Here is a 24,466-nt window from a genome sequence, read left to right on the forward strand (position 1 = left end):
CCCTTCTGAATGCTATTTCAGAAGGGCTTTTTTCATCTTGTACGTCTGTTAGACGGGTTGTCGCTTCAGCAGGCTGATAATAAATAGCAGCGATGCGCACAGCACCACTGATGGTCCGGCCGGCGTATTGTAGCCAGCCGAGAAGGCCAAACCACCCGTCACGGCAATCATGCCAACAATCATTGCGATACTTGCCATTTGTTCTGGTGTCCGCGCGAATCGTCTGGCGCTTGCGGCGGGAATAATCAGCAGCGACGTAATGATCAGCGCACCAACAAATTTCATGGCAATACCAATGGTTAGCGCAGTGGTTAGCATCAACAGCAGCTTGGTACGCTGTAGTTTCACGCCGTCGACGTGCGCCAGCTCCGGGCTAATCGTCATCGAAAGCAGCGCGCGCCATTGCCAGCGCATAATGGCCACAACGACAATCACACCGCCACCGATGACCCACAGATCCTCTGTCGTGACGGAGAGCAAATCACCAAACAGGTAAGCCATCAGATCCACGCGCACGTTATTCATTAGGCTAACCACAACTAACCCCAGCGACAGGGCACTGTGTGCCATGATGCCGAGTAAGGTATCGACGGCCAGATAGGGACGCCGCTCCAGCCAGACAAGCCCCAGAGCCAGAATGAGTGTCACGGCGATGACGGCAGCAAACAGATTAATGTTCAGCAGCAGGCCGAAAGCGATGCCAAGTAAGGAGGCATGTGCCAGCGTATCGCCGAAGTAAGACATTCGCCGCCAGACGACGAACGAACCCAGCGGACCTGCCGCAATAGCCAGTAATATCCCCGCCAGCCAACCGGGAAACAGCAGTTCGATCATGCGTCGTTTCCACCTTGTCTTTTCAGAATGATACGTCCCTGTAGATCGTGACGATGATTATGGTGGTGGCGATAAATCGCCAATTGCTCCGCGCCGCGGTGGCCAAACATCGCTAAAAATTCAGGATGAAGGGAGACCACTTCAGGCGTGCCGGAGCAGCAAACATGTTGATTAAGGCACAGAACTTCATCAGTTTTTGCCATCACCAAATGCAGATCGTGCGAGACCATCAGCACACCGCAGTGGAATTCCTGCCGTAGTTGATTGATGAGATCGTACAGCGCCAATTGCCCATTGACGTCGACACCCTGTGTCGGCTCATCCAGCACCAGAAGCTGAGGTTGATTGAGCAGTGCGCGCGCTAATAGCACACGTTGGGTTTCGCCGCCGGAAAGTTTCTGCATCGGCTGTTCCAGCAGGTGTGCTGCCTGTACGCGCTTAAGGGCAGGTAAAATATCCTGCTTTTTCACGCCAGGACGCAGTTGCATAAAGCGGCTGACGGTCAACGGCAGCGTGGTATCCAGATGCAGCTTCTGCGGAACGTAGCCGATACGCAGTGCGGGATCCCGGGTCAGCGAACCGGAAGTGGGGGACAGTAACCCTAGAACGACGCGCACCAGTGTCGATTTCCCTGCGCCATTCGGCCCCAGCAGTGTCAGAATTCGACCTGCCTGCAAGGTAAGAGAAATATCTGACAAGACCTTTCGGCTGCCAAATGTAACGGAAATATTATTAAGTGATACCAATGTGGACATATAATTCGGCTTGCACAACCCATGTAACGTTATATTATAACAGGTAACACGATAAAAATCGATGGGAGCGATTTTCATGCAGCAATCTATTCAACAAAAAAAAGCTATTCAGCAAAAAAAATGGTTAAAAAGTGTGTTTGTTGCCAGCGCGCTATTCGCGAGCGGGATGTCAATTAGTGCGGCATCCGCGGCGGTTATTACGTCAATTCGTCCTTTGGGATTCATTGCGTCGGCGATTGCCGATGGCGTAACGCCAACGGAGGTTTTGTTACCTGATGGCGCATCGCCCCACGATTATGCCTTGCGCCCGTCTGATGTCCAGCATTTACAGTCCGCCGATCTGGTGATTTGGGTTGGTCCGGAAATGGAAGCCTTCCTTGGAAAACCGTTAGCGAAAATTCCACCCGCAAAGCAGATTGCACTTTCCGAGTTGCCTGCCATTAAATCTGAGCTGGAAAAAGAGGCTGGGCACGATCATGAGGCTGAGCATGAACAGGTGCATGATGACCATGAAAAAGGCCACGATCACAGCCATGCCGCCCATGATGACGGCGACGATGGCCACCATCATGGCGAATTCAATATGCATATTTGGCTGTCGCCGGAGATGACAAAACAGGCGGCAATTGCCATTCATGCAAAATTATTGGAACTTATGCCTCAGAATAAGGACAAACTAGACGCGAATCTGCTTTATTTCACGGATAAAATCGCGCAAGCAGATGAAAAAATTGTTAAGATGCTAGCGCCTGTGCAGGGTAAAGGCTATTTCGTGTTCCATGATGCCTATGGCTATTTTGAGAAACACTACGGATTAAGCCCCTTGGGTTACTTCACGGTTAACCCCGAAATCCAACCTGGAGCACAGCGTTTACATCAAATACGAACACAGTTGGTTGAGCAGAAAGCCGTATGCGTTTTTGCTGAACCACAATTCAGGCCAGCCGTTATTAATGCTGTTGCCAAGGGAACCGACGTGCGCTCGGGTGTGCTCGATCCATTGGGAAGCAATATTGCACTGGGTAGAGATAGCTATGCCGATTTCTTGTTGCAGCTATCGAACCAGTATGTGAGCTGTCTGGAGGAAAAATCATGAGGATACGAATAAGTGCAGCAGATAGTCCGAACTATCGCTCTGGCGTATAACAGCTTACCTCGGCCCCATCGCGTCATGCTGGGGTCGCTTACCGTTGTGACATTGGCCGTTGCTGTTTGGCGACCTTTTGTTTATCCCCACGTCGATGATGCTCCTGTGATCGTGAAAGATATCGATCTGGAAACTAACCAACTCCGTACGCTGACGCCAGAAGCCAGTGAACCTATAGACCAGCCCTCGCCAGATGACGATATTCCACAAGATGAGCTGGATGATAGAGTTGCCGATGAAGGCAGTTCACATGAGTATGTGGTGTCTACGGGCGATACCTTAAGCAGCATTTTAACGCAATATGGTATCGATATGGCGGACGTTACCCAACTCGCCGATCAGAATAAAGATTTGCGTAACCTGAAAATTGGTCAGCAAATTTCATGGTCACTGGGTGAAAATGGCGATCTGCAAAGCCTGACCTGGCAGATGTCTCGCCGTGAAACGCGCATTTATGAGCGCGTCGGTGACGATTTCAAAGAACGCATTGAAACGCTGAAAGGTGAGTGGCGTAACAGCGTTCTGAATGGCCGAGTCACGGGCAGTTTTGTCAGCAGTGCGCAAAATGCCGGTTTGACCAGCGCAGAAGTGCGTGACGTCATCAAAGCGCTGCAATGGCAACTGGATTTCCGTAAGTTACGCAAGGACGACACGTTTTCTGTTTTGATGTCTCGCGAAATACTCGATGGTAAAAGTGAACAGAGTGAGCTGATCGGCGTTCGTTTGAATACCGGAGGCAAAGATTATTACGCCATTCGCGCTGAAGACGGAAAATTCTACGACCGTGAAGGTTCAGGGTTGACGCGTGGCTTTATGCGCTTCCCTACGATGAAACAATTCCGTGTTTCCTCCAACTTTAATCCGCGCCGTTTGAACCCGGTGACAGGGCGCGTTGCGCCGCATAACGGTGTCGACTTTGCTATGCCAGTCGGTACACCGGTTCTGGCCGTCGGAGACGGTGAAGTCGTGATTGCCAAACGCAGTGGCGCGGCGGGTAACTATGTTGTCATCCGTCATGGTCGTCAATACACCACTCACTTTATGCACTTGAATCGTATATTGGTGAAATCCGGTCAGAAAGTGAAACGTGGCGATCGTATCGGATTGTCTGGCAACACCGGGCGTTCAACTGGCCCGCACCTGCATTATGAATTCTGGATTAACCAGCAGGCAGTAAACCCGCTAACGGCTAAACTGCCGCGTTCTGAAGGACTTGCGGGCAAAGAGCGTCGTGATTATCTGGCGCAGGTGAAAGAAGTCGTGCCGCAGCTTAAGTTTGATTAACGATATCGACTGCATATTATGCCGGTGGCTTGCTGCCGGCATTTTCATTTATAAAACAGGTTCATGTTATAGAACGCGGTCTCCTGATTTTTGTTGCTAAGCGGGCGAGCTTTTACGTATTGTCGGCGAGTTTGCTAAACGCTAAGCGGCAACGATGATGATGTTTACTGATTGATCTGAAGAGTTTAGGCATGGAAAAAGAAAAAAAATCGAACGCTGAATTTGTTCCCCAGTTTCAACGCGCCTTTTTTCATCCGCGCTATTGGGGCGTTTGGTTAGGTGTTGGCGTAATGGCGCTCGCCGCCTATATTCCGGCGCGATTGAGAAATCCGGTGTTGGGTGGGTTAGGGCGTTTTGTCGGGAGAATATCAAAAGGCGCCCGCCGCCGTGCCCGTATTAACCTGCTGTATTGCATGCCGGAGTTAACGGAAGCACAGCGTGAAACCATCATCGATGACATGTTTGCGACAGCGCCTCAGTCGATGATCATGATGGTGGAAGTCGGGATTCGTAACCCAAAGAAAATCGAGAAATATGTTCGCTGGCACGGTGAAGACATTCTGGATCGTATTAAAGAACAAGATAAGAACGTGATCTTTTTGGTGCCGCACGGATGGGGCGTAGATATTCCGGCGATGCTGCTGACTTCGCGCGGGCAGCGTATGGCAGCCATGTTCCACAATCAGAAAAATGCGCTGGTGGATTATTGGTGGAATCGGTTACGCCGTCGCTTTGGTGGTCGTATCCATGCGCGTAACGACGGCATTAAGCCGTTTATCAGCTCCGTGCGTTCTGGGTGCTGGGGTTATTACCTTCCCGATCAGGATCACGGCCCTGAACACAGCGAATTTGTTGATTTCTTTGCGACTTATAAAGCCACGCTGCCTGCTGTCGGACGGCTGATGAAAGTATGCCGTGCTGATATCATTCCGCTGTTTCCGGTGTATAACGCGAAAGACGGCTGTCTGGATGTGTTTATTCGCCCGCCGATGGATGATTTGGCTGAAGCAGATGACGCCTATATTGCTCGACGCATGAATGAAGAGGTGGAAATTCTGGTCAGGCCGAATCCTGAGCAGTACACCTGGATTCTGAAACTGTTGAAAACCCGCAAGCCGGGAGAGATTGAACCGTACTGTCGGGATGATTTATACCGCAACTAGCTTATACCCGTCATACTTCAAGCTGCTTGTGCGTTGGCTCCCCTTACTCACTGGCCGCATAGATAAAAAAGCCGGACGAGAAATCGTCCGGCTTTTTACTGGAATGAACTGTCTGCCTGCTAGCGGACGGCTATGGTAACGATTATTCCACGCGCAGGATGCGGATCGTGTTGGTCGTGCCTACGGTACCCATGATGTCACCCTGTGTGACGATAACCAGATCCCCAGACATCAGGAATCCTTTATCGCGCAGGCGAATCACCGCATCGTTAGCGGCAGCCACGCCATCCGTGTAGCTATCGAAATGCACGGGAGTAACGCCACGATATAATGCCGTCAGGTTCAGCGTTTGTTCATGACGAGACATGGCAAAAATCGGCAATCCGGAACTGATACGAGACATCATCAGCGCGGTACGGCCTGACTCCGTCATAGCGATCAGCGCCGTCACCCCTTTCAGGTGATTGGCGGCATACATCGCAGACATCGCGACGGATTCTTCCGTGTTATCAAATTGCACATCAAGGCGGTGTTTGGAGACGTTGATGCTTGGGATTTTCTCCGCGCCTAAACAGACTTTCGCCATGGCGGCGACGGTTTCAGCCGGATATTGACCCGCAGCGGTTTCTGCCGACAGCATGACCGCATCGGTACCATCTAGCACGGCGTTGGCGACGTCCATCACCTCTGCGCGCGTTGGCATCGGGTTGGTGATCATCGATTCCATCATCTGCGTGGCGGTAATGACGGCACGGTTCAACTGACGGGCGCGACGAATCAATTTCTTCTGAATGCCCACCAGCTCTGGATCGCCGATTTCAACGCCCAGATCGCCCCTCGCCACCATCACCACATCGGAAGCCAGAATAATGTCATCCATCGCGGCATCTGAGCAGACGGCTTCAGCACGTTCAACTTTTGATACGATCTTGGCGTGACAGCCCGCATCGCGCGCGAGGCGGCGTGCGTAGTTGAGGTCTTCACCTGTACGGGGGAAAGAAACGGCCAGATAGTCGACGCCAATTTTTGCGGCAGTAATAATGTCGGCTTTATCTTTTTCCGTCAGGGCTTCAGCAGACAGACCGCCGCCGAGTTTGTTGATGCCTTTGTTGTTAGACAGCGGGCCACCAACGGTGACTTCGGTATACACTTTCAGGCCTTCAACCTGAAGCACTTTCAGTTGTACACGACCATCATCCAGTAACAGGATATCGCCAGGTACGACGTCGCTCGGTAAGCCTTTGTAATCGATCCCAACTTTTTCTTTATCGCCTTCGCCTTTCGCTAAGTTGGCATCCAGCAAGAATTTGTCGCCGACATTCAGGAAAATTTTACCTTCTTTGAAGGTAGAAACACGAATTTTTGGACCCTGTAGATCGCCAAGAATGGCAACGTGGCGGCCCAATTTAGCCGCAATTTCACGAACTTTGTTGGCACGTAATAGATGATCTTCTGGTGTGCCGTGAGAAAAATTCATGCGTACTACGTTAGCGCCCGCACTGATAATCTTTTCGAGATTATTATCGCGGTCGGTAGCGGGCCCCAGGGTGGTGACAATCTTGGTTCTTCTGAGCCGTCTGGACATGTATAACTCCGTTCACTTGTGAAGCTGTAGTGTTGCGATTAAGCGTCGAATAACGGTGCAAAATGTCACTTTACAACAAAACTATTTCACCTGCGTTATCCGAACATCGTGTTGAGTCTGATTATCATACTGTACAGGTAATCCCCGTCATCTTTCCATGCCCGTCGTCTGTGGCCATTCAAGATGAGCGGGTAGATGATACCGCTCATTTTTCATAGGTATAACTCAAAAACAAAGCACAACATAAACTTATCTATCACCTGAAGGGATTAATCAGTCGCTCGTCTTTATCAAAGCGAGATTCGCGCAAGGCCTCTTTGACCCGCTTCAGGTTATCACGAAACTTCTCTCCGCGGCGCAGTGTGAAACCAGTCGCCAGAACGTCGATCAGCGTCAACTGGGCGATGCGAGACACCATCGGCATATAGACATCGGTATCTTCAGGCACATCAAGCCGCAACGCCAGCGAGGCCTCACGCGCGAGCGGCGTGCCGTCTGAGGTGATCGCGATGACGGTCGCGTCGTTCTCACGTGCTAACTGTGCCATTTCGACCAGACTTTTGGTTCTGCCAGTGTGGGAGATCAGTACCACCACGTCGCCGTCGCTGGAATTCATGCAACTCATACGCTGCATAACGATGTCATCAAAATAAACGACGGGAATATTGAAGCGGAAAAATTTGTTCATCGCATCGTGTGCGACAGCCGCGGAGGCGCCCAGACCGAAGAAAGAGATTTTTTTCGCCTGCGTCAGCAAATCCACGGCGCGGTTGACGGCAGTGACATCCAGGCTGGATTTCACCTGTTCCAGACCCGCCATTGCGGATTCAAAGATTTTACTGGTGTAGGCGTCAACGCTGTCATCTTCTTCAACGTTACGGTTCACATAGGGCGTACCGTTTGCCAGACTTTGTGCCAGATGTAGTTTAAAATCGGGAAAACCTTTCGTTTCAAGGCGGCGACAGAAACGATTGACCGTTGGCTCGCTGACGTCGGCCATTTTGGCTAAGGTCGCGATGCTGGAGTGAATGGCTGTCTGCGGAGTGCTTAGGATCACTTCAGCAACTTTTCTTTCCGATTTGCTCAAGAGTTCTAGGTGACTCTGGATTTTTTCCAGCATATTCATACGACAAGGGCCATGTAAGTTTTTTCCAATTTCAACTAAAGGTACAACTGGCATGCATTACGTGAAAATATACTACGACCCTGTACTGGTTGGCAGCGGGCAACACGTTAAGTTAGGTCCTTTTTTTGCCAGAACATGACATGTGTCTAACTTTCAGAAAAGTAATCGACTGTCAGAAACGACGAAAAATTTCGCTTTAGGGCGAATGCATAAGTGATTTCAGCCGCTGCACAGACCGATTTATGTGTGGTTTTCAGCCAATAGCGACCATTATTTGGCATTTTTATGATGGGTTTACTGGCTGTAGTCAAAAAGAGTACATTATCGCTGTAATAAAATTACAGCATCCTGCAACGAGGAGATGAACATGGCGGTAACTTCAACAGCCCAAGCGTGCGATCTGGTTATTTTCGGTGCCAAGGGCGATCTGGCGCGCCGTAAATTGCTGCCTTCCCTGTATCAGTTGGAAAAAGCAGGCCACATCCATGCGGACACCAAAATTATCGGGGTGGGCCGCGCAGATTGGGATAAAGCGGAGTATACCCGCGTCGTGCGCGAAGCGCTTGACACCTTTATGAAAGAAGCCATCGACGATAAGTTGTGGGAGACGCTAAGCAGTCGGCTGGATTTCTGCAATCTTGATGTGGAAGACACGAAAGCGTTCAACAAACTGGGCAAGATGCTTGACCAGAAAAACCGTACCACCATTAACTACTTTGCGATGCCGCCGAGCACATTCGGCGCGATCTGCAAAGGGCTGGGAACCGCTGGGCTGAATAAAGAGCCGGCGCGCGTGGTGATGGAAAAACCACTGGGTACCGATCTGGCGTCTTCTCGCGTCATTAACGATCAGGTCGCGGAATACTTCAATGAGTGCCAGGTTTATCGTATCGACCACTATCTCGGTAAAGAAACCGTACTGAATCTGCTGGCGCTGCGTTTTGCCAACTCGCTGTTCTCCTCAAACTGGGATAACCGGACGATCGACCATGTGCAGATTACGGTAGCGGAAGAAGTCGGGATTGAAGGGCGCTGGGGCTATTTTGATAAAGCTGGCCAGATGCGCGACATGATCCAGAACCATCTGTTACAGATTTTGACGATGATCGCGATGTCACCGCCATCTGACCTGACGACCGACCGTATCCGAGATGAAAAAGTGAAAGTGTTGCGTTCACTGCGTCGTATTGATCGTTCCAACGTGCATGAAACGACCGTGCGCGGCCAATATACGTCTGGTTTTGTTCAGGGACACAAAGTGCCGGGCTATCTGGAAGAAGAAGGCGCGAACAAAAGCAGCAGCACGGAAACCTTTGTCGCGATTCGTGTCGACATTGACGACTGGCGCTGGTCCGGCGTGCCGTTCTACCTGCGTACCGGTAAACGCCTGCCGACCAAATGTTCAGAAGTTGTCGTGTACTTTAAAAACCCTGCGCTGAATCTGTTCCACGATTCTTACCAACAACTGCCGCAAAACAAGCTGATCATTCGTTTGCAGCCTGATGAAGGTGTAGAAATCCAGATTCTGAATAAAATCCCAGGATTAGAGCACAAACACCGCCTGCAAACGGTGAAACTGGATCTGAGCTTCTCGGAAACCTTTAATCAGCAGCATTTGGCCGATGCCTATGAGCGTCTGCTGCTGGAAACCATGCGTGGTATTCAGGCACTGTTTGTCCGTCGTGATGAGGTGGAAGAAGCCTGGAAATGGGTGGATTCCATCATGGATGCATGGGGTATGGACAACGATGCGCCGAAACCGTATCAGGCGGGAAGCTGGGGGCCTGTGGCATCCGTGGCGATGATTACCCGCGATGGCCGTTCCTGGAATGAGTTTGAATAATTTTTTGATAATGCGTCAGTAATTGAGATGCCGAGATCGCTCGGCATCTCACAGTTTTAATGTATGGCTAACGGTGCGGTCGGACATCTGCGGTGACGCAGATCCCTGTGGCAGGGGCGCGCTATATAATTAATGATGCCTTCGGGCATGACTGGAGATAACTTTTGATGAAAAACTGGAAAACGAGCGCGGAACAGATTTTGACAACGGGTCCCGTTGTTCCTGTTATTGTAGTCAACAAACTGGAACACGCGGTGCCGATGGCAAAAGCGTTAGTCGCGGGCGGCGTTCGCGTTCTGGAACTGACATTGCGTACCGACTGCGCCATTGACGCGATCCGCGCGATTGCGAAAGAAGTACCCGAAGCCATCGTAGGTGCGGGTACGGTAACAAACCCTGAACAACTGGCGGCCGTAGTGGAAGCCGGTGCCCAGTTCGCCATCAGCCCTGGTTTGACTGAACCGTTGCTGAAAGCGGCGACAGCAGGCAACATCCCGTTGATTCCAGGTATCAGCACGGTGTCTGAACTGATGCTGGGTATGGATTACGGCCTGCGTGAGTTCAAATTCTTCCCTGCGGAAGCTAACGGTGGTGTGAAAGCCCTCCAGGCGATCGCGGGTCCGTTTGCTCAGCTCCGTTTCTGTCCAACCGGTGGCATTACGCCAAATAACTACCGCGATTATCTGGCGCTGAAGAGCGTGCTGTGCGTGGGTGGTTCATGGCTGGTGCCGAACGATGCGCTGGAAAGCGGTGATTACGCGCGTATTACCGAACTGGCGCGTGAAGCCGTTGCAGGTGCAAAAGCCTAAGTTTGCTCGTGACTGAATGATAAAGGCCACTCGTAGTGAGTGGCCTTTTTTTATCTCATGCCTTACCCGGTTGGTGGCAGTCTATCAGCCGCTGACTTTTACACCTGCCGCGACGCGCTTAGCGATTGCCACTGCATCGTCCGTGGTTTCTGCGCTGGCTAATGCGACGCCCATGCGACGTTTACCGCTAATATCCGGCTTACCAAACAGGCGAATTTGCGTATGAGGGAGTAGTGCACTTTCCAGCCGCTGATAGCGCACATTATTGCTATCGAGTTCCGGTAAAATCACAGCAGAAGCCGATGCGCCATATTGACGAATTGCGCCAATGGGTAACCCCAGAAACGCGCGAACGTGCAAGGCAAACTCGGAGAGAGCCTGAGAAATCATCGTCACCATGCCAGTATCGTGCGGACGAGGGGACACTTCGCTGAAGATGACCTCATCGCCACAAACGAACAGTTCAACACCAAAGAGACCATAGCCACCGAGCGCTTTCACAACATCGCTTGCCATTTTTTGCGCGCGTTCTTGCGCCAGTGCACTCATCTGCTGCGGTTGCCAGGACTCACGATAGTCGCCATCTTCCTGACGATGCCCGATAGGCGCACAGAAATGAATACCGTCAACCGCATGGATGGTTAGCAGCGTGATCTCAAAATCGAAATTCACCAACCCTTCCACGATGACGCGCCCACCGCCTGCGCGTCCGCCCTGTTGGGCGTAGTTCCACGCTTGCGCTAATTGTTCCGCAGAGCGAATCAGGCTTTGCCCTTTGCCGGATGAACTCATGACCGGTTTCACAATGCAGGGATAGCCAATCGCATCTACTGCCTGACGAAAACTCTCTTCGCTATCGGCAAAACGGTAGGTGGAGGTAGGAACGCCGAGCGTTTCGGCTGCCAGACGGCGGATACCTTCACGGTTCATCGTCAGGCGTGTGGCTTCGGCGCAGGGAACAACATGGTGACCCTGCTTTTCCAACGTGACTAGCATGTCGGTGGCGATAGCCTCAATTTCCGGCACGATATAATCAGGACGTTCGGCTTCAACCAGCGCTTTCAATGCATCGCCATCCAACATATTGATGACGTGGCTGCGATGCGCAATCTGCATGGCTGGCGCATCGGCATAGCGATCGACCGCAATCACTTCGATTCCCAAACGCTGACATTCAATCGCCACTTCTTTGCCTAATTCACCGGAGCCAAGCAGCATCACTCGTGTGGCATCCGCACGCAGGGCGGTTCCAATCGTTAACATAACCTTATACCTGATCGGGTTGTGAAAAATGGCCGCAGTATAAACGAAAACGTTTGCGTGCGCATTAAAGAGGGCGTGCATTGGAATGCGGTGCGCAAAAGCGCACCAAGAGATAAGGCGGTGGCTTGGCATTACTGGGCAATCGTGCCACTCTTCTTGCAGAGTGAAAATTTTATGTTAAGACAACGAGATCCGACACGATGAAGACACCGCAAGCTGAAAAACGCCCCCATGTGATGAGCACGCATGGCGATACGCGTATCGACAATTATTACTGGCTGCGTGATGACAAGCGTGCCGATCCACAGGTGCTGGCCTATCTGGAACAGGAAAATGCCTATAGCGAGGCGGTAATGGCACCTCATGAGGCGCGCAAGCGGTCACTGTATGACGAAATGGTTAAGCGTATCCCGTCAACGGATATGTCTGTGCCGTATGTCAGAAAGGGTTATCGCTATCAAAGTCGTTATGAGCCGGGCAAAGAGTACGCCATTTATCTGCGCCAGCCCGAGCAGGCAACAGACGGATGGGAAACGCTGCTGGACGGAAATCAACGAGCAGAAGGGCACGAATTTTATAGCCTCGGAGCGCTTGAAGTTAGCCCGAACAATGCGCTGCTGGCACTTTCGGAGGATTTTTTATCCCGTCGGCAGTACACGCTTCGTTTTCGCGATCTGAACAGCGGTGAGTGGCTGCCGGATGTGATCGAAAATGTCACGGCGGGGGCGGAATGGTCGGCGGATTCGACGGTTCTGTATTACGTGCGCAAGCATGAGCAAACGTTATTGCCGTATCAGGTCTATCGTCATCGTCTGGGGAGCGATCCGGCACAGGATGAGCTGGTATATGAAGAGAAAGACGACACCTATTATGTCAGCCTGAGTAAAACGACATCAGAGCACTACATCACCATTTATCTCAGCAGCACGACGACGACGGAAGTGTTGTTGCTCGATGCGACGCACCCGGATGCTGTGCCGCAGGTCTGCATTCCACGCCGGAGAGATCATGAATATGGTATCGACCACTATCAGGGCCAGTTTTATCTGCGTTCTAATCGGGAAGGTAAAAACTTTGGTCTCTACCGTTCGGACAAACCCGATGAGCAGACGCTGGAAACGCTGATTGCACCACGTGAAAGCCGTGTGTTGGAAGGGTTTGAGCTGTTCCGTGACTGGCTGGTGGTCGAAGAGCGGGAGCGCGGTTTGACCAGCCTGCGCCAGATTCACTGGCATACGCAGGAAGAAAAAACGATCGCCTTTAATGACGCGAGTTATGTGACATGGCTGTCTTACAACCCGACGCCAGACACGGCCTTGATGCGATATGGCTATTCGTCAATGACAACCCCCAGCACGCAATATGAATTGAATCTGGATACGGGCGAACAGCAGTTACTTAAACAAGCTGAAGTGAAAGACTTCTCTTCGGACAATTACCGGAGCGAACGCGTATGGATCACAGTTCGAGATGGCGTCGAGGTTCCTGTTTCTCTTGTTTACCATCGCGATCATTTCAGCCCAGGTAAGAATCCGATACTGGTCTACGGCTACGGCGCTTATAGCCATAGTTTGGATCCGGATTTCAGTGTGAGTCGCTTGAGCCTGTTGGACCGAGGGTTCATTTTCGCCTTAACGCACATTCGCGGCGGTGGTGAGCTGGGGCAACAGTGGTACGACGATGGCCGGTTGCTCAATAAAATGCATTCCTTCACGGATTTCATCGATGTATCGCAGGCATTAATAGCAAAAGGCTATGGCGACAGGAAAAACATGTTCGCAATGGGAGGCAGTGCGGGAGGATTATTGATGGGCGCGGTGGTGAATATGGCGCCTGAACTGTTTAAAGGCGTTGTCGCTCAGGTTCCATTCGTTGATGTGCTGACGACGATGCTGGATGAGTCTATCCCATTGACGACCGGCGAGTATGACGAGTGGGGCGATCCGAATGAGCAAACCTACTATGACTACATCAAACAATACAGCCCCTATGACGGTGTTATCGCACAGCGTTATCCACATTTGCTGGTGACGACCGGGTTGCACGATTCTCAGGTGCAGTATTGGGAACCTGCGAAGTGGGTCGCGAAATTGCGGGAGGTCAAAACCGACGATCGTCTGGTGTTGCTGTACACCGACATGGATGCCGGGCATGGCGGAAAATCTGGTCGTTTTAAACGCTATGATGATATCGCGTTGGAATATGCTTTTCTGCTGATGGTGCTTGAAATACCTGAGGGCGATCGTGGATAAGAGATAAAGCGTAGCTATGAGGGTAAACCCAATCTCGGGTTTACCCGATTGGCACGGTGCATTACTTCGGTTACCAAAATTTAGGTTATCAATGAATACCTAGGTAATATCAGCCTGCGTTTTTTTCGCTTTTTTGTCAGCCCGCTTTTCGGCGGCTGTTCTTAGCGGTTTCTTCTTGCTGTTTTTTTTGCTATCCAGTCCTTTACTCATATCTTGCCTCGCTTGATAAAAGGTTAGGTTGCCACTCCATTAACCTCCTGTGCGGGCCGATATGCAAGTAGAAAATGGTTTTTGCTCTGTAAGAATGTAAACCGTGGAAAGGGATGGTTTCCACGGTACAGACGGCATAGACAGGAACGAGGAGGTAAGGCTATTTAGCCTTGGGCTCGTAGGGTAAACGCGAGAACTGAAGTGAGCGCTGGCGATAAAACATTACGCGTTCGCGAAAATAGTTACGTAGGTGCTCGGGCTGCTCTCTCTCAACGGCCTCTGGAATGACCGGCATATTGTAACGTTCTTTGAAGGCAACGCCTGATGCCGCCAAATCCACGTTAACTTTATCCATCTCCTCTTTGGACAACTCCGCCAGACTATAGCCCATACCATTTTCTCCTGCCGATTGATCACAGACTGATGTGCGCCACGGTAAAGTAGTGGCAGGAAAATGGCAAGTGTTCGCCTTATCATGTGGATGTTTATTATTCTTATTACGAAATAGGAATCATTTTTAATACGGAAATTTCATAAGTGATATAAAACGCGGTTGTTATTTTTGATAATAAAAATGATTCGCAATAATATATTCCCCTAAGAGGTAGTTGATAATAAATATCAATAACAATATTCGTAATGCATTGTTTTTGTTGTTTATTTTATTAATTAACTTGTGATGTTAATAAAGTGTTTTTTATTTTATTTTTTCAGGCATAATGCCCTGAATAATTTCACCTGCCGGGAAAATAGGGAGTTAATATGTTAAAAAAAGAAATGATTCAGAAGCTGAATGAGCAACTTAATCTGGAATTTTATTCCGCAAATTTGTATCTGCAGATGAGCGCATGGTGCGGTGACAAAGGTTTTGAAGGCGCATCCAGTTTCCTGAAGACGCATTCTCAGGAAGAAATGCAGCACATGCAGCGCCTGTTTGACTATCTGGACGACACCGGAAGCCTGCCTGTATTAGGCGCGATTGCTGCACCGCCGATTGATTTTGATTCATTGGCTGATGTCTTCAAGCTGACCTATGAACACGAACAACTGATCACTGCAAAAATTAATGAGCTGGCGCATGAGGCGATGGCGCTGCAAGACTACTCCACATTTAACTTCCTGCAATGGTACGTTGCTGAACAGCACGAAGAAGAGAAACTGTTCCGTTCCATTCTGGACAAACTGGCTCTGGTCAAAGCCAGCGAAGGCGGCCTGTTCTTCATCGATCAGGACCTGAAAAAAATGTCTGCGGCGGCACCGTCAGCCTAACGACAAGCGACGCTTCTGTCGGCCAATGATGACTTGAATGATGCGGGATACTGTTCTCTTTATCCCGCAATTTTCCCCTTCTGAACGACCTTTCTGCCGGTATCAAACCGCCGATGTTATTCCTGACGTCGCGCTCGACTTCATCTGCCTCTGTCGCTATGATCGCCTCAGTAGTGATATACAACATTCTGTTTTATAAGGTTTGTGCCGTCTTTCTCTGAGTTAGATAAGACTGCAAAACTTACACACATCATTGTCTGAATACGCCATGTCGGGAATACCATGATGAAGAAACTCTTGCTATCTATCGTGCTTACCTCACTTTCTGTGAATGCTTTTGCTGCTGCGAAACTGGCCAATATCAGCCGGTTGGAATACGGCGATCGTTGGGCTTTCACCCGTGAAGAAGTTCAACTGATTTGCCGCCCAGGTAATGCTCTGTACGCCTTACACACCGGGACGCTGATGCAGTATCCGCTGAACGATGTTGCTATCGCACAGATGAAGTCCGGGCAGGTGAGTGCACAGCCGATAGATGCAATCTGGTTGGACGATCCTAAACATCCCGGCCAGAAGAAAAGTCTTCAGCCATTTATCGAGCGTGCAGAACAACTGTGTCAGCCAGAGGCGACACCATGAAGTAATTGATTTATCTATTGATGTTAACCAGTTACTTCTTAATGGTTAAAACAAAGTGTGAAATCTGTTCCATTTGTGATAATTACGCGCGGGTTGAGGCTGGAAAACGTGGGGGAGTTGGCTAAGCTTAAATCTACAGGGCTAGCACAGCTTGTATAAATGCCAACTTTTAGCGCACGGCTCTCCCAAGAGCCATTTCCCTAGACCGAATACAGGAATCGTATTCGGTCTTTTTTTTGGTTTAAAACCCTAATGAATGAAAAACGGCGTTCAGTCGTCTATTTTCTGATTTGTTTTTTCTTTAAAAAAGAGAAAAATTGGCTGCAACGGGGCTGTTTTATAGCATGCCTGAAAATAATATCTTGCTAAAGATTGTTAGACGTGCGTTAATAGCTCGTCGGTTTGATTCGCAGACCTAAAAGCAGTTTAGTAAAGCAGTTCTCATCTCCAAGTGTTATCCATAGATATCCCTTCTTTTGAGCCTCCTTCTCGTTGCTAATTAAATTCTGTGCACAGGCCCTATTTGCCGGAAGGCGCTATACAAATTAAGGTAATCTCTATGTCTAATAAAATGACTGGTTTAGTAAAATGGTTTGACGCGGGTAAAGGTTTTGGTTTCATTACTCCTGACAACGGCAGCAAAGATGTATTCGTACATTTCTCTGCTATTCAGAGCAATGATTTCAAAACGCTGGACGAAGGCCAAAAGGTTGAGTTCACCATTGAAAATGGCCAGAAAGGCCCAGCAGCTGGCAACGTTGTCGCACTGTAAGACGCCGCGCCGTAATAAAGCTACACTAAGCTGCACTATAAATTTGAAGTGATGCTTTTCTTGCGATAGCGATGATGGTTTAAGCCGGAGCAGTCAAGAGAAGTAATAAAGAACCCCTGGCGTGAAGCTGGGGGTTTTTGTTTAAACCTCATACTGTATCTTCAGCAGATGTTATTTTCAGAAATCATCGGAAAATATATCTTGCTTCGTATCACCTACAGATATTCCCCTTCGTTAGCTATTTTATAAATAGCGAAAATAATTGTTCTCTCTTATATAAAATATCTTTGTCACAACGGAATCGGAAGATTCATGCCCCGTTTGTAGCGATTATCGACTAAGTTAATAGAAGACAACGTTAATAAAACACGACGTGATAGGAGGAAACGATGACTGAGAAAAATGCAGACACCAAACATAAGGATGAAAAGGATCATCCGGCAAAAGAGGCGCCGAAAGATCGGGGAGAGATTCCTCGCAAACGCGATGACAGCAAAGACGATGTTGAAGATCCGTTTGATGCGAATAAGGATTAATAGGTTGGCGACAGATTTCTGTCGCCAATGTCATGCGGAAAAGAGAATCAGTGCGTTTTGGCCGTCGCAGCACCCAATGCGTCAGGGGTGAAATAATCGTTGTCGTCGACAATCGGAATATAAATTCTGACCCACTCGGTGCCTTCAACCATCTCCCAGCTATGTCCTTCCCCCTGCGTATCGGCGGCAATCAAAACCGTTCCGGGAGAAAGCAGGAAAGTAGAACCATCGCTGACCCGAAATTTCAGCGTGCCTTTCAGCGTGATGACATATTGCTTGCGCGGTGCTGGGTGGACATTCATTTCCCAGGCTTCAGTGGCATTACTGAGCCAAAATTTCTGCGCGGTGATTTTTTCCAGCGCGGGCACGCTGCCTGTCACGAAGGCCGAGTGATTGTCGGGTGTATTGATTAGTTTGATGGCCGGTATCCGTGCTTCCTCAGCGTGAGTCGAAGGAGGCGCAGCCGAATAAGCCGTAGCGGAAAACCATAATCCGGCAAGCGCCAGAAGAAAACGCGATGTCTTTTTCATTTAAATAAAATCCATATTATCTATGTCCGATGAGCAGGCAAAACCCTATCTATGTCAGCCGTCTCTGTGTACGTCTTACAACGTCGGGGATGGTACTGCTGGGGGAGATCCTTCACCAGATGGTTAAAGCAATCGCACTGATTGGTATCGCGCTTGATTTGTTTGTATTTTATTCAAAATGGGAGGGGGAATCGGCAAGTGGGCGCAAGATGGGGAAAGCGATGCGACAGAGGAGCCCTGAGGCTCCCTGACGTCTGGCACGGTTTATTTATACAGAATCGCGGTGCCGCGTAATTGATTGTTACCGGTAGCAGAAACGATGCGATATGACGATGCACCCGCTTTTTTGGCTTTTTGCGCAACCTGTGCTTCGAAACCGTCTAACGTTTTTGCACCGCTAACGGAAACCGTCGCGATTTCTTGTGCTGCAAAAGCGCCGAAAGACAAAGTAGAAAGTGCGATAACTGCGATAAAATTTTTGATGGTTTTCATGATTCATTCCTTCACGTTTTATGATGTTAATTAGGCGATTTGCCTTGATGTGAGAAATGATAGCGCCATGTTCTGGCAATGAATACCAGATAGATTTGCTATTCTATTTCAAAAATATTGTTCTTTATTGGCTGTGCCATTCATTCCCGTTCCGCAGTAGGATGAAACCTGTGAATACTCATCAGTAGATAAAGGGAAGAGATATGCAGATTTCAGCCAATCGTCTGATGGCGACGATGCAAAGCGTATTGCAAAAAGCAGGATGTGAAGAAAACGAAGCCCGTATTGTCACCGAACACCTTGTGAGCGCGAATCTGAAAGGGCATGACAGCCACGGAGTGGGGATGTTGCCACACTATGTGGAGTTTATCGGGAAAGGCATCATGCACCCGAATACCCCGGCGCGTTTACTGCGCGACAGCGGAGCGGTGCTGCAATTTACTGGCGATCGTGGGTTTGGTCAGCGTACAGGTAAAGAAGCGATGCAGGCGGCCATTGACCGAGTGAAAACGACGGGCGTGTGTTTAATGACGCTGTCGTCTACCTGCCATTTGGGACGCATCGGTACCTATGGGGAAATGGCGGCGGACGCCGGGCTCGTGTCGATACATTTTGTCAACGTCAACGATCTTGACCCGATTGTGGCGCCCTGGTGTGGCAGTGAGGCGCGTTTTGGGACGAACCCTATCTGCATTGCGTTTCCGCCCACGGCGCATAATGCGGCCTTTATTCTGGATTTCGCCACCAGCGTGGTGGCGTTGGGGAAAACCCGTGTTGCGTATCTGGCAGGTAAAACCTTTGATGAAGAGGTCATGCTGGATTGCAACGGCGTGTCTACTAACGATCCTAAAGTCATGTGGGAAGGCGAGAAGCACGGGGCCTTAAAACCGATTGCGAAACATAAAGGTGGCGGATTGATTTTAGCGGCTGAAATGCTGGCGGGATTACTCTCCGGTGGTGGAACCATTCAACCGGAGAACGAACGTCAGGGGGCGATCGTCAATAACATGACGACGATTGTTATCGACCCAGCCAGCATGGTGTCGATGGCATGGTTGCAAAAAGAATATGATGCGATGCTGGATTATGTTCGTTCTTCAACGGCACCCGATCCGGCACAGCCCATTTTAATGGCTGGTGAACCAGAACGTATTTCTCAGGCGCAGCGCCACGCAGACGGTATTTATCTGTCCGATCAGGAGTGGCAGAAAATTGTGGAGGCGGGTGTCTCTCTGGGGATGAATCCGGCTGAGTTTACGCTAATAGCATAATATTACTCAGGAGAAAAGAATCGCTATTTTTCAATAACTCGCTGGGGCCGGAATACAACGCCGCACACGCTAATCACTTTCACTTTGGTATGCGCGGTTTTGGCGTGTGTCGATGAGAAAACGCAGATGGGAAAACTAAAAATCAGCATGCTCTTGAGCGGGGATCCAGAAGCCATCGATATACTCTTCGATGGGGAAACAGCCCGCGCGGCGCAGGCGTTGTTCATCCATCGCTTGCAGACACTGCGCTTCGGTATTGTAGGCACCGACGACCACATCGTCACAGCCATGCCCGAGATAACAAACAAATATCACTAACGCAAACATGCTGTTCTCCAGACATTACTGATCCTCTCTAGAGAGGATAGATTAAAATCCGCGGGGAAAGAGGGAACGCATGGTTCATCAGGTGGTTTTATCGCCACCTGATGCAGAAACCGTATTTATTCTTTAGCCAAAGGTTGAGCAGAAGAGGCGCCATCCCGCACTAAATCGCGTGGCAGGCTGTTTTTTATCCGGCTATTGATGCGTTTGGCCAGACCGACGGGGGTGTTCTGGTAGGTTAAAATCAGCTCATCCGCAGCAGGGATCTGTTCTGGATAACAGTCTTTGCCCTGGAACCACTCGCAGGCGATGTTATCGGTCAGCGCGTAGGCATTGTCTGCGTGTGGATCGGCCAGCGCGACAATCGCTTCATGTTGCCAGCGGAAACCTTTAGGGAAGCGCTCGGCGAGTTTAAGGCCAATCCGCGAGAATTTGATATTGCCAAAAGCAGAGGTTAGCGCCGCAGGGAAAAGCCAGATCTCGCTATCACGCTGCCACAGTTGCAGTAACGTCTCATCCCAGTAAATGCCCTGCTTACGTGCCGCCTGTATGAGTGGTGTGCAATCTTTGGGGGCAACCGGAGAGAACGGGAATTTACCGACTTTATAACCCGGGCGCGGCAGCGGCGGCACGCTGGCCGTCTTGCGCAAACGGGCAACAAAGAAGCCTTCGCTGTCATAAATTTGTGGGAAGACGTGCAGGAAACCGTCTTCCGTTGTGGCACGTTCGGCATCGGTGAAGAGGTCGCGTAACGATTCAAATTCACACGCCTCGGGAAACTGTGTCTGTAACCAATGGCAAACTTGCTGATTTTCCTGCCGATTCAGCGTACAGGTGGAGTAAATCATCACGCCGCCGGGCTTCAGGGCATGGAATGCGCTCAGAATCAGGTCGCGCTGCGTGGCGGCTATCTCGGTAATGCTCTCCTGAGACCAGTTGCTCATCGCCGTCGGATCCTTCCTCACCACGCCTTCACCGGAACACGGGGCATCGAGCAGTATTGCATCAAAATATTCCGGCAGCGCTGCGCCGAAAACCCGCCCGTCGAAGTGTGTCAGCGCGGTATTGCTGACGCCGCAGCGGCTGATGTTGGCATGCAGCACTTTTACCCGACTGGCCGAATACTCGTTGGCGATGATGGCCCCTTCATTATTCATCCGTGCTGCGATCTGCGTGGTTTTAGAACCCGGTGCGGCCGCGACGTCCAACACCGTTTCCAGCGTATCGTTGCAATGGAACAGAGCGCTGACGGGCAGCATGGAGCTGGCTTCCTGAATGTAAAACAGCCCGCTTAGGTGCTCCAGCGTATTGCCTAGCCGCGTGTTTTCCTCTTCCGCATTCAGCAGCCAGAAGCCTTCCTGACACCAGGGAATCGGTTCGAGCTGCCAGCCATAGGGTTGTACGAGCTGCAAGAAGGCATCGACGCTGATTTTTAACGTATTGACGCGGATGCTCCGGCGCAGTGGGCGCTGGCAGGCGGAAATAAAATCGTCCATCGAAAGCGATGAAGGCATGATGTCCCGCATCGTTTCGAGAAATTCAGCTGGCAGGCTGGCTGGGGTAAATTTTGCCACGGCGTGGTTCCGTACAGTTTATTCAGTAAAACGAGGGGAAGAAGCGGCGAAGTGTAGCACGGTTCTTTCATGCATCATGCGAAAACGACAAGATGGCGCGTGAAAACGACAGGGCGATCGTTGCCGCCCTGTCGGGTATGAGCGTTAATTATTGGGAGGATTCGGAATCGCCGTACCCCATTGCCGCCACTCTTTGGGTTCCTCGTTTCGCAGCAGGAAATGTTTCCCTTCCTGCGCTTTAGGCGCGAGCGGCGTGCTGGGCGGTGTGGCAAACGCGATACCGCCGCGGATGAACTGCTGGAAGGTTCCGCTCTTGATGACGCCGCCCGTCAGGCCAAACTCCAGATTGTAGCCAGAAGCGAGCCAGAAGACGGAATTGTCACGCACCAGATGCTGATAGCGCTTGCTGATCCGCAGCGACACCGCGATACGATCGGAAAGCGTACCCAGCGACAGGCCAGTTACCGTACCCACTTCTATGCCGCGGAACAGCACTGGCGTACCGACCTGTAACGCGCCAGCTTCCGGTGCGTCAACGCTGATATTCAAGCCGTCCTGATAGCGAGAATCGGAGATCGTGGCCTGTTGCAACTCAAAATTACGTGTGACGCTGCCGTTACCCGGTTCGACGTTGATATAAGGCTGGAATAGTGTTTCCAGATGGTTCACGCCAGCGGCGGAAATTTCCGGTGTGACGACGGAAAAACGCGTTCCGGCACGGGCGAAATTACGCACATATTCAGGATAGAGCACGGCCTGTACCAGCACTTCGTTACGCTGCTCGGACAGCTTCAACGAATCCAATTGACCGATATCAATGCCCAGGTAGCGAATCGGCATGCCCGGCGCGAGTTTACTGGCGTCGTAGGTGCGCAGAATGATACGGCTTCCCACGGCGCGCGCCGCCGTTTCGTTGTTGTACAGGACGCGCTTGCCGCCTTTAATTTCCGGTGCGCCTTCCAGATTATCAAAACTGATCGCGCCCTTAAGTGCCCGATTCAACGGGGAAGCCTGCACGGTCAAGCCTGAGGTATTCAACTGCACACGGGCGCCGCCTTCTGCCCAGAACACGCTGTTTTCCGTCAGCAGCTTACGGTGTTCGGGACGAATATAAACGTCAACCTCAAAGGTATCTGCCTTTGGCCGCACCCGCATGATTTCACCTACCTGAAATTTACGGTACAGCACGATGGAACCGTCCTGAATATCCGGCAGGCTATCAGTCACTAAGGTGAGGGTCGGTGAGGGGGTGGAACCACGAATACCTTCTTCGGCTTTTTCGAGATCGCTGAACAGCGGGTAACGGGTTTGCACGTCGCCTTTGCTGCCTGGTAAAACCTGAATACCGCCGCTGACCCACTCTTGCGCGCTGGCACCCAGCACTTGAATTCCATCCAGCCCCATCTTCACATTTACGCGGCTGTTAACGATGAATTTGCTGTCGCGGTGCAATAACTGACGATATCGTGGCTCGATCACCAAAATGAAGCTGACGCCTTGTTCATCCAGCGTGCGCTTCACCACCTGACCGATCTGCACACCGTGCAGCAGCACGGGTTGACCGCTATCAATGCCATAGCTCTGTGCCGCCGTGAGCTGGATAGACAGCGCGCCGGGCTGACTAAGCTGCTGTTGTCCACTATCCAGCACGGTAAAATGCTGGCGCGGTTCGCCTTCGCCGGGGATGAGCGTCAACGTTGGGCCGCTCAGCAGGCGTGACACATTCAGGTCGCTGAGCGAAAGCTGGGGTTTGCTGAGTTCGATACGTGTGCCTTCACGCATCAGCGACACGACGGAAGGATCGATGATTAGCTCTCCGCTGACCTTGCCGTCGTCTGGATTTAACGTGATTTTATTTAGCGTACCGACTTCCAGCCCCTGATACATCAGTGGGGTACGGCCTTCGGAGAGGCTGTCACCGGAAGGTAAGTCCAGCGCGATTTTCACTCCGCGCTGGCTCTGTGCCAGATCGGGATAGAGGCGATAAGATTGCTCGGCACTTGCGTCCTCGCTCTCTTCCGGTGAATCGAACGCGATCGCGCCGTTCACCAACGCCGCCAGATTTTCCATCTCAATTTTCGCACCGCTGACGCTGATGTCCGCATTAAAGCCAGACACGTTCCAGAAGCGGCTGTTCTTCTTCACCAGATGGGTAAAACGGCGTTCCACCAGCACGTCAATCATCACACCGCGGCGATCCTGAGAAACCGTGTAATCGTAGACTTTCCCTACTGGAATTTTACGGTAGTAAACCAGTGAGCCGGTATTTAGTGAACCCAGATCGTCCGCATGGAGATGAATCAGCAGTTCCCCGGTATTCACGCGGTATTTGGGCTGTGTATCCAATGCAGAAAAGTGCTCTTGCGCCTCGCCGGAACCGGGCATCATCCCGATGTAGTTACCGCCCACCAGTGCATCCAGCCCAGAAACGCCTGCGAGAGAGGCTTTCGGGGTAACCAGCCAGAACTGCGTGCCGCTGCGCAACGCTTCCTTCATGTCGCTTTTGATACTGGCTTCGACCTGTATGGTGCGCAGATCTTCACTCAGTTTGATATTTTGCACAGTGCCGACTTCAACGCCCTGATAGCGCACAGGCGTACGCCCGGCGACAATACCGTCAGCGGAGACAAAATCGATGGTGACCGTGGTACCGCGTTCCTGCTGGTTGGTGTAGATCAGCCAGCCGGCAATCATCAGCGCAATCAGCGGCAGCAGCCAGAATGGCGACAGGCGACGCTTGTTTTTCACCGTCGCTTCGGTTGGTGTCCCGGACGTATTATCTTGCATT

The 24,466-nt window shown here is 50.8% G+C and carries 22 protein-coding genes and 1 pseudogene; 12 read left to right on the plus strand and 11 right to left on the minus strand.

The genetic code is table 11. From position 1 onward, the window contains the following. Positions 1–48: 48 nt before the first annotated feature. Positions 49–834: a zinc ABC transporter permease subunit ZnuB gene (gene znuB / locus LCF41_RS09970; protein WP_225087907.1), complete on the minus strand. Its 786-nt coding sequence runs from the start codon at positions 832–834 to the stop codon at positions 49–51. Beyond that, entirely contained in the window at positions 831–1,589 is a 759-nt protein-coding gene (gene znuC / locus LCF41_RS09975) for a zinc ABC transporter ATP-binding protein ZnuC (protein WP_225087908.1), read from the minus strand. The genes znuB and znuC overlap by 4 nt, the downstream gene beginning before the upstream one ends. A 76-nt stretch (positions 1,590–1,665) precedes the next feature. On the opposite strand from znuC, the gene znuA reads away from it, so the two are divergent. The 3 genes from znuA (at position 1,666) to lpxM (ending at position 5,183) form a co-directional block, all read left to right on the plus strand. Further along, the gene (gene znuA, locus LCF41_RS09980; RefSeq protein WP_225087909.1) at positions 1,666–2,685 is read left to right on the plus strand and encodes a zinc ABC transporter substrate-binding protein ZnuA; all 1,020 of its coding nucleotides are present in this window, start codon (positions 1,666–1,668) and stop codon (positions 2,683–2,685) included. A 12-nt stretch (positions 2,686–2,697) separates the two neighbouring features. Continuing rightward, positions 2,698–4,020 carry a murein DD-endopeptidase MepM gene (mepM, locus tag LCF41_RS09985; RefSeq protein WP_225087910.1) on the plus strand — a complete coding sequence of 441 codons (1,323 nt, stop codon included), beginning with the start codon at positions 2,698–2,700 and terminating at the stop codon, positions 4,018–4,020. A gap of 191 nt (positions 4,021–4,211) precedes the next feature. Then, positions 4,212–5,183: a lauroyl-Kdo(2)-lipid IV(A) myristoyltransferase gene (lpxM, locus tag LCF41_RS09990; RefSeq protein WP_225087911.1), complete on the plus strand. Its 972-nt coding sequence runs from the start codon at positions 4,212–4,214 to the stop codon at positions 5,181–5,183. A 142-nt stretch (positions 5,184–5,325) separates the two neighbouring features. On the opposite strand, the gene pyk is transcribed toward lpxM, so the two are convergent. Beyond that, positions 5,326–6,768: a pyruvate kinase gene (pyk, locus tag LCF41_RS09995; protein WP_180741176.1), complete on the minus strand. Its 1,443-nt coding sequence runs from the start codon at positions 6,766–6,768 to the stop codon at positions 5,326–5,328. A 256-nt stretch (positions 6,769–7,024) separates the two neighbouring features. Continuing rightward, the gene (locus tag LCF41_RS10000; RefSeq protein WP_010275858.1) at positions 7,025–7,894 is read right to left on the minus strand and encodes a MurR/RpiR family transcriptional regulator; all 870 of its coding nucleotides are present in this window, start codon (positions 7,892–7,894) and stop codon (positions 7,025–7,027) included. Between the two features lie 367 nt (positions 7,895–8,261). Between LCF41_RS10000 and zwf the strand changes: the two genes are divergently transcribed. Together zwf and LCF41_RS10010 are read left to right on the plus strand one after the other, a co-directional pair. Beyond that, the gene (gene zwf / locus LCF41_RS10005; protein WP_015840076.1) at positions 8,262–9,737 is read left to right on the plus strand and encodes a glucose-6-phosphate dehydrogenase; all 1,476 of its coding nucleotides are present in this window, start codon (positions 8,262–8,264) and stop codon (positions 9,735–9,737) included. A 167-nt stretch (positions 9,738–9,904) separates the two neighbouring features. Next, positions 9,905–10,546: a bifunctional 4-hydroxy-2-oxoglutarate aldolase/2-dehydro-3-deoxy-phosphogluconate aldolase gene (locus tag LCF41_RS10010; RefSeq protein ID WP_225087912.1), complete on the plus strand. Its 642-nt coding sequence runs from the start codon at positions 9,905–9,907 to the stop codon at positions 10,544–10,546. A gap of 84 nt (positions 10,547–10,630) precedes the next feature. On the opposite strand, the gene purT is transcribed toward LCF41_RS10010, so the two are convergent. Continuing rightward, on the minus strand, positions 10,631–11,809 hold the full coding sequence (purT, locus tag LCF41_RS10015; protein WP_225087913.1) for a formate-dependent phosphoribosylglycinamide formyltransferase: 1,179 nt from the start codon (positions 11,807–11,809) through the stop codon (positions 10,631–10,633). Between the two features lie 200 nt (positions 11,810–12,009). Between purT and LCF41_RS10020 the strand changes: the two genes are divergently transcribed. Further along, positions 12,010–14,061 (plus strand): S9 family peptidase, encoded by a 2,052-nt coding sequence (locus LCF41_RS10020; RefSeq protein ID WP_225087914.1) that lies wholly within the window; start codon positions 12,010–12,012, stop codon positions 14,059–14,061. Between the two features lie 370 nt (positions 14,062–14,431). On the opposite strand, the gene LCF41_RS10025 is transcribed toward LCF41_RS10020, so the two are convergent. Beyond that, on the minus strand, positions 14,432–14,662 hold the full coding sequence (locus LCF41_RS10025; protein WP_225087915.1) for a DNA polymerase III subunit theta: 231 nt from the start codon (positions 14,660–14,662) through the stop codon (positions 14,432–14,434). A gap of 371 nt (positions 14,663–15,033) precedes the next feature. Here LCF41_RS10025 and ftnA point away from each other — a divergent pair, with 371 nt between their 5' ends. From ftnA to LCF41_RS10045, 4 genes are all read left to right on the plus strand, one after another. Beyond that, entirely contained in the window at positions 15,034–15,540 is a 507-nt protein-coding gene (gene ftnA / locus LCF41_RS10030) for a non-heme ferritin (RefSeq protein ID WP_225087916.1), read from the plus strand. Between the two features lie 282 nt (positions 15,541–15,822). Continuing rightward, positions 15,823–16,179 (plus strand): YebY family protein, encoded by a 357-nt coding sequence (locus LCF41_RS10035; RefSeq protein WP_225087917.1) that lies wholly within the window; start codon positions 15,823–15,825, stop codon positions 16,177–16,179. A gap of 559 nt (positions 16,180–16,738) precedes the next feature. Continuing rightward, complete coding sequence (gene cspG / locus LCF41_RS10040) at positions 16,739–16,951, plus strand: cold shock protein CspG (protein ID WP_010275831.1); 213 nt, start codon at positions 16,739–16,741, stop codon at positions 16,949–16,951. A gap of 389 nt (positions 16,952–17,340) precedes the next feature. Further along, positions 17,341–17,487 carry a hypothetical protein gene (locus LCF41_RS10045; RefSeq protein ID WP_225087919.1) on the plus strand — a complete coding sequence of 49 codons (147 nt, stop codon included), beginning with the start codon at positions 17,341–17,343 and terminating at the stop codon, positions 17,485–17,487. A 47-nt stretch (positions 17,488–17,534) separates the two neighbouring features. Here LCF41_RS10045 and LCF41_RS10050 read toward each other — a convergent pair whose 3' ends face one another. Beyond that, positions 17,535–18,017, minus strand: a complete 483-nt coding sequence (locus tag LCF41_RS10050; RefSeq protein WP_225087920.1) for a cupin domain-containing protein — start codon at positions 18,015–18,017, stop codon at positions 17,535–17,537. 264 nt (positions 18,018–18,281) lie between these two features. After that, positions 18,282–18,509: a YdgH/BhsA/McbA-like domain containing protein gene (locus LCF41_RS10055; RefSeq protein ID WP_225087921.1), complete on the minus strand. Its 228-nt coding sequence runs from the start codon at positions 18,507–18,509 to the stop codon at positions 18,282–18,284. A gap of 203 nt (positions 18,510–18,712) precedes the next feature. Here LCF41_RS10055 and LCF41_RS10060 point away from each other — a divergent pair, with 203 nt between their 5' ends. Together LCF41_RS10060 and LCF41_RS10065 are read left to right on the plus strand one after the other, a co-directional pair. After that, a complete protein-coding gene (locus LCF41_RS10060; protein WP_225087922.1) occupies positions 18,713–19,780 on the plus strand; it encodes a malate/lactate/ureidoglycolate dehydrogenase in 1,068 nt (355 codons plus the stop codon). A 23-nt stretch (positions 19,781–19,803) separates the two neighbouring features. Then, a pseudogene (locus LCF41_RS10065) lies at positions 19,804–19,896 on the plus strand (extensin family protein); the annotation flags it as partial. Positions 19,897–19,915: 19 nt separating this feature from the next. Here LCF41_RS10065 and LCF41_RS10070 read toward each other — a convergent pair. The 3 genes from LCF41_RS10070 to LCF41_RS10080 all read right to left on the minus strand — a co-directional run bounded on the left by LCF41_RS10070 (position 19,916) and on the right by LCF41_RS10080 (position 24,465). Next, positions 19,916–20,107 carry a YdfD/YebW family protein gene (locus tag LCF41_RS10070; RefSeq protein WP_225087923.1) on the minus strand — a complete coding sequence of 64 codons (192 nt, stop codon included), beginning with the start codon at positions 20,105–20,107 and terminating at the stop codon, positions 19,916–19,918. Positions 20,108–20,223: 116 nt separating this feature from the next. Then, positions 20,224–21,678 (minus strand): 16S rRNA (cytosine(1407)-C(5))-methyltransferase RsmF, encoded by a 1,455-nt coding sequence (gene rsmF, locus LCF41_RS10075; RefSeq protein WP_225087925.1) that lies wholly within the window; start codon positions 21,676–21,678, stop codon positions 20,224–20,226. A gap of 144 nt (positions 21,679–21,822) precedes the next feature. Continuing rightward, on the minus strand, positions 21,823–24,465 hold the full coding sequence (locus tag LCF41_RS10080; RefSeq protein WP_225087926.1) for a PqiB family protein: 2,643 nt from the start codon (positions 24,463–24,465) through the stop codon (positions 21,823–21,825). Position 24,466: the final 1 nt, after the last annotated feature.

Source organism: Pectobacterium colocasium, from assembly GCF_020181655.1.
In the GTDB taxonomy this organism is placed as follows: Bacteria; Pseudomonadota; Gammaproteobacteria; order Enterobacterales; family Enterobacteriaceae; genus Pectobacterium; species Pectobacterium colocasium.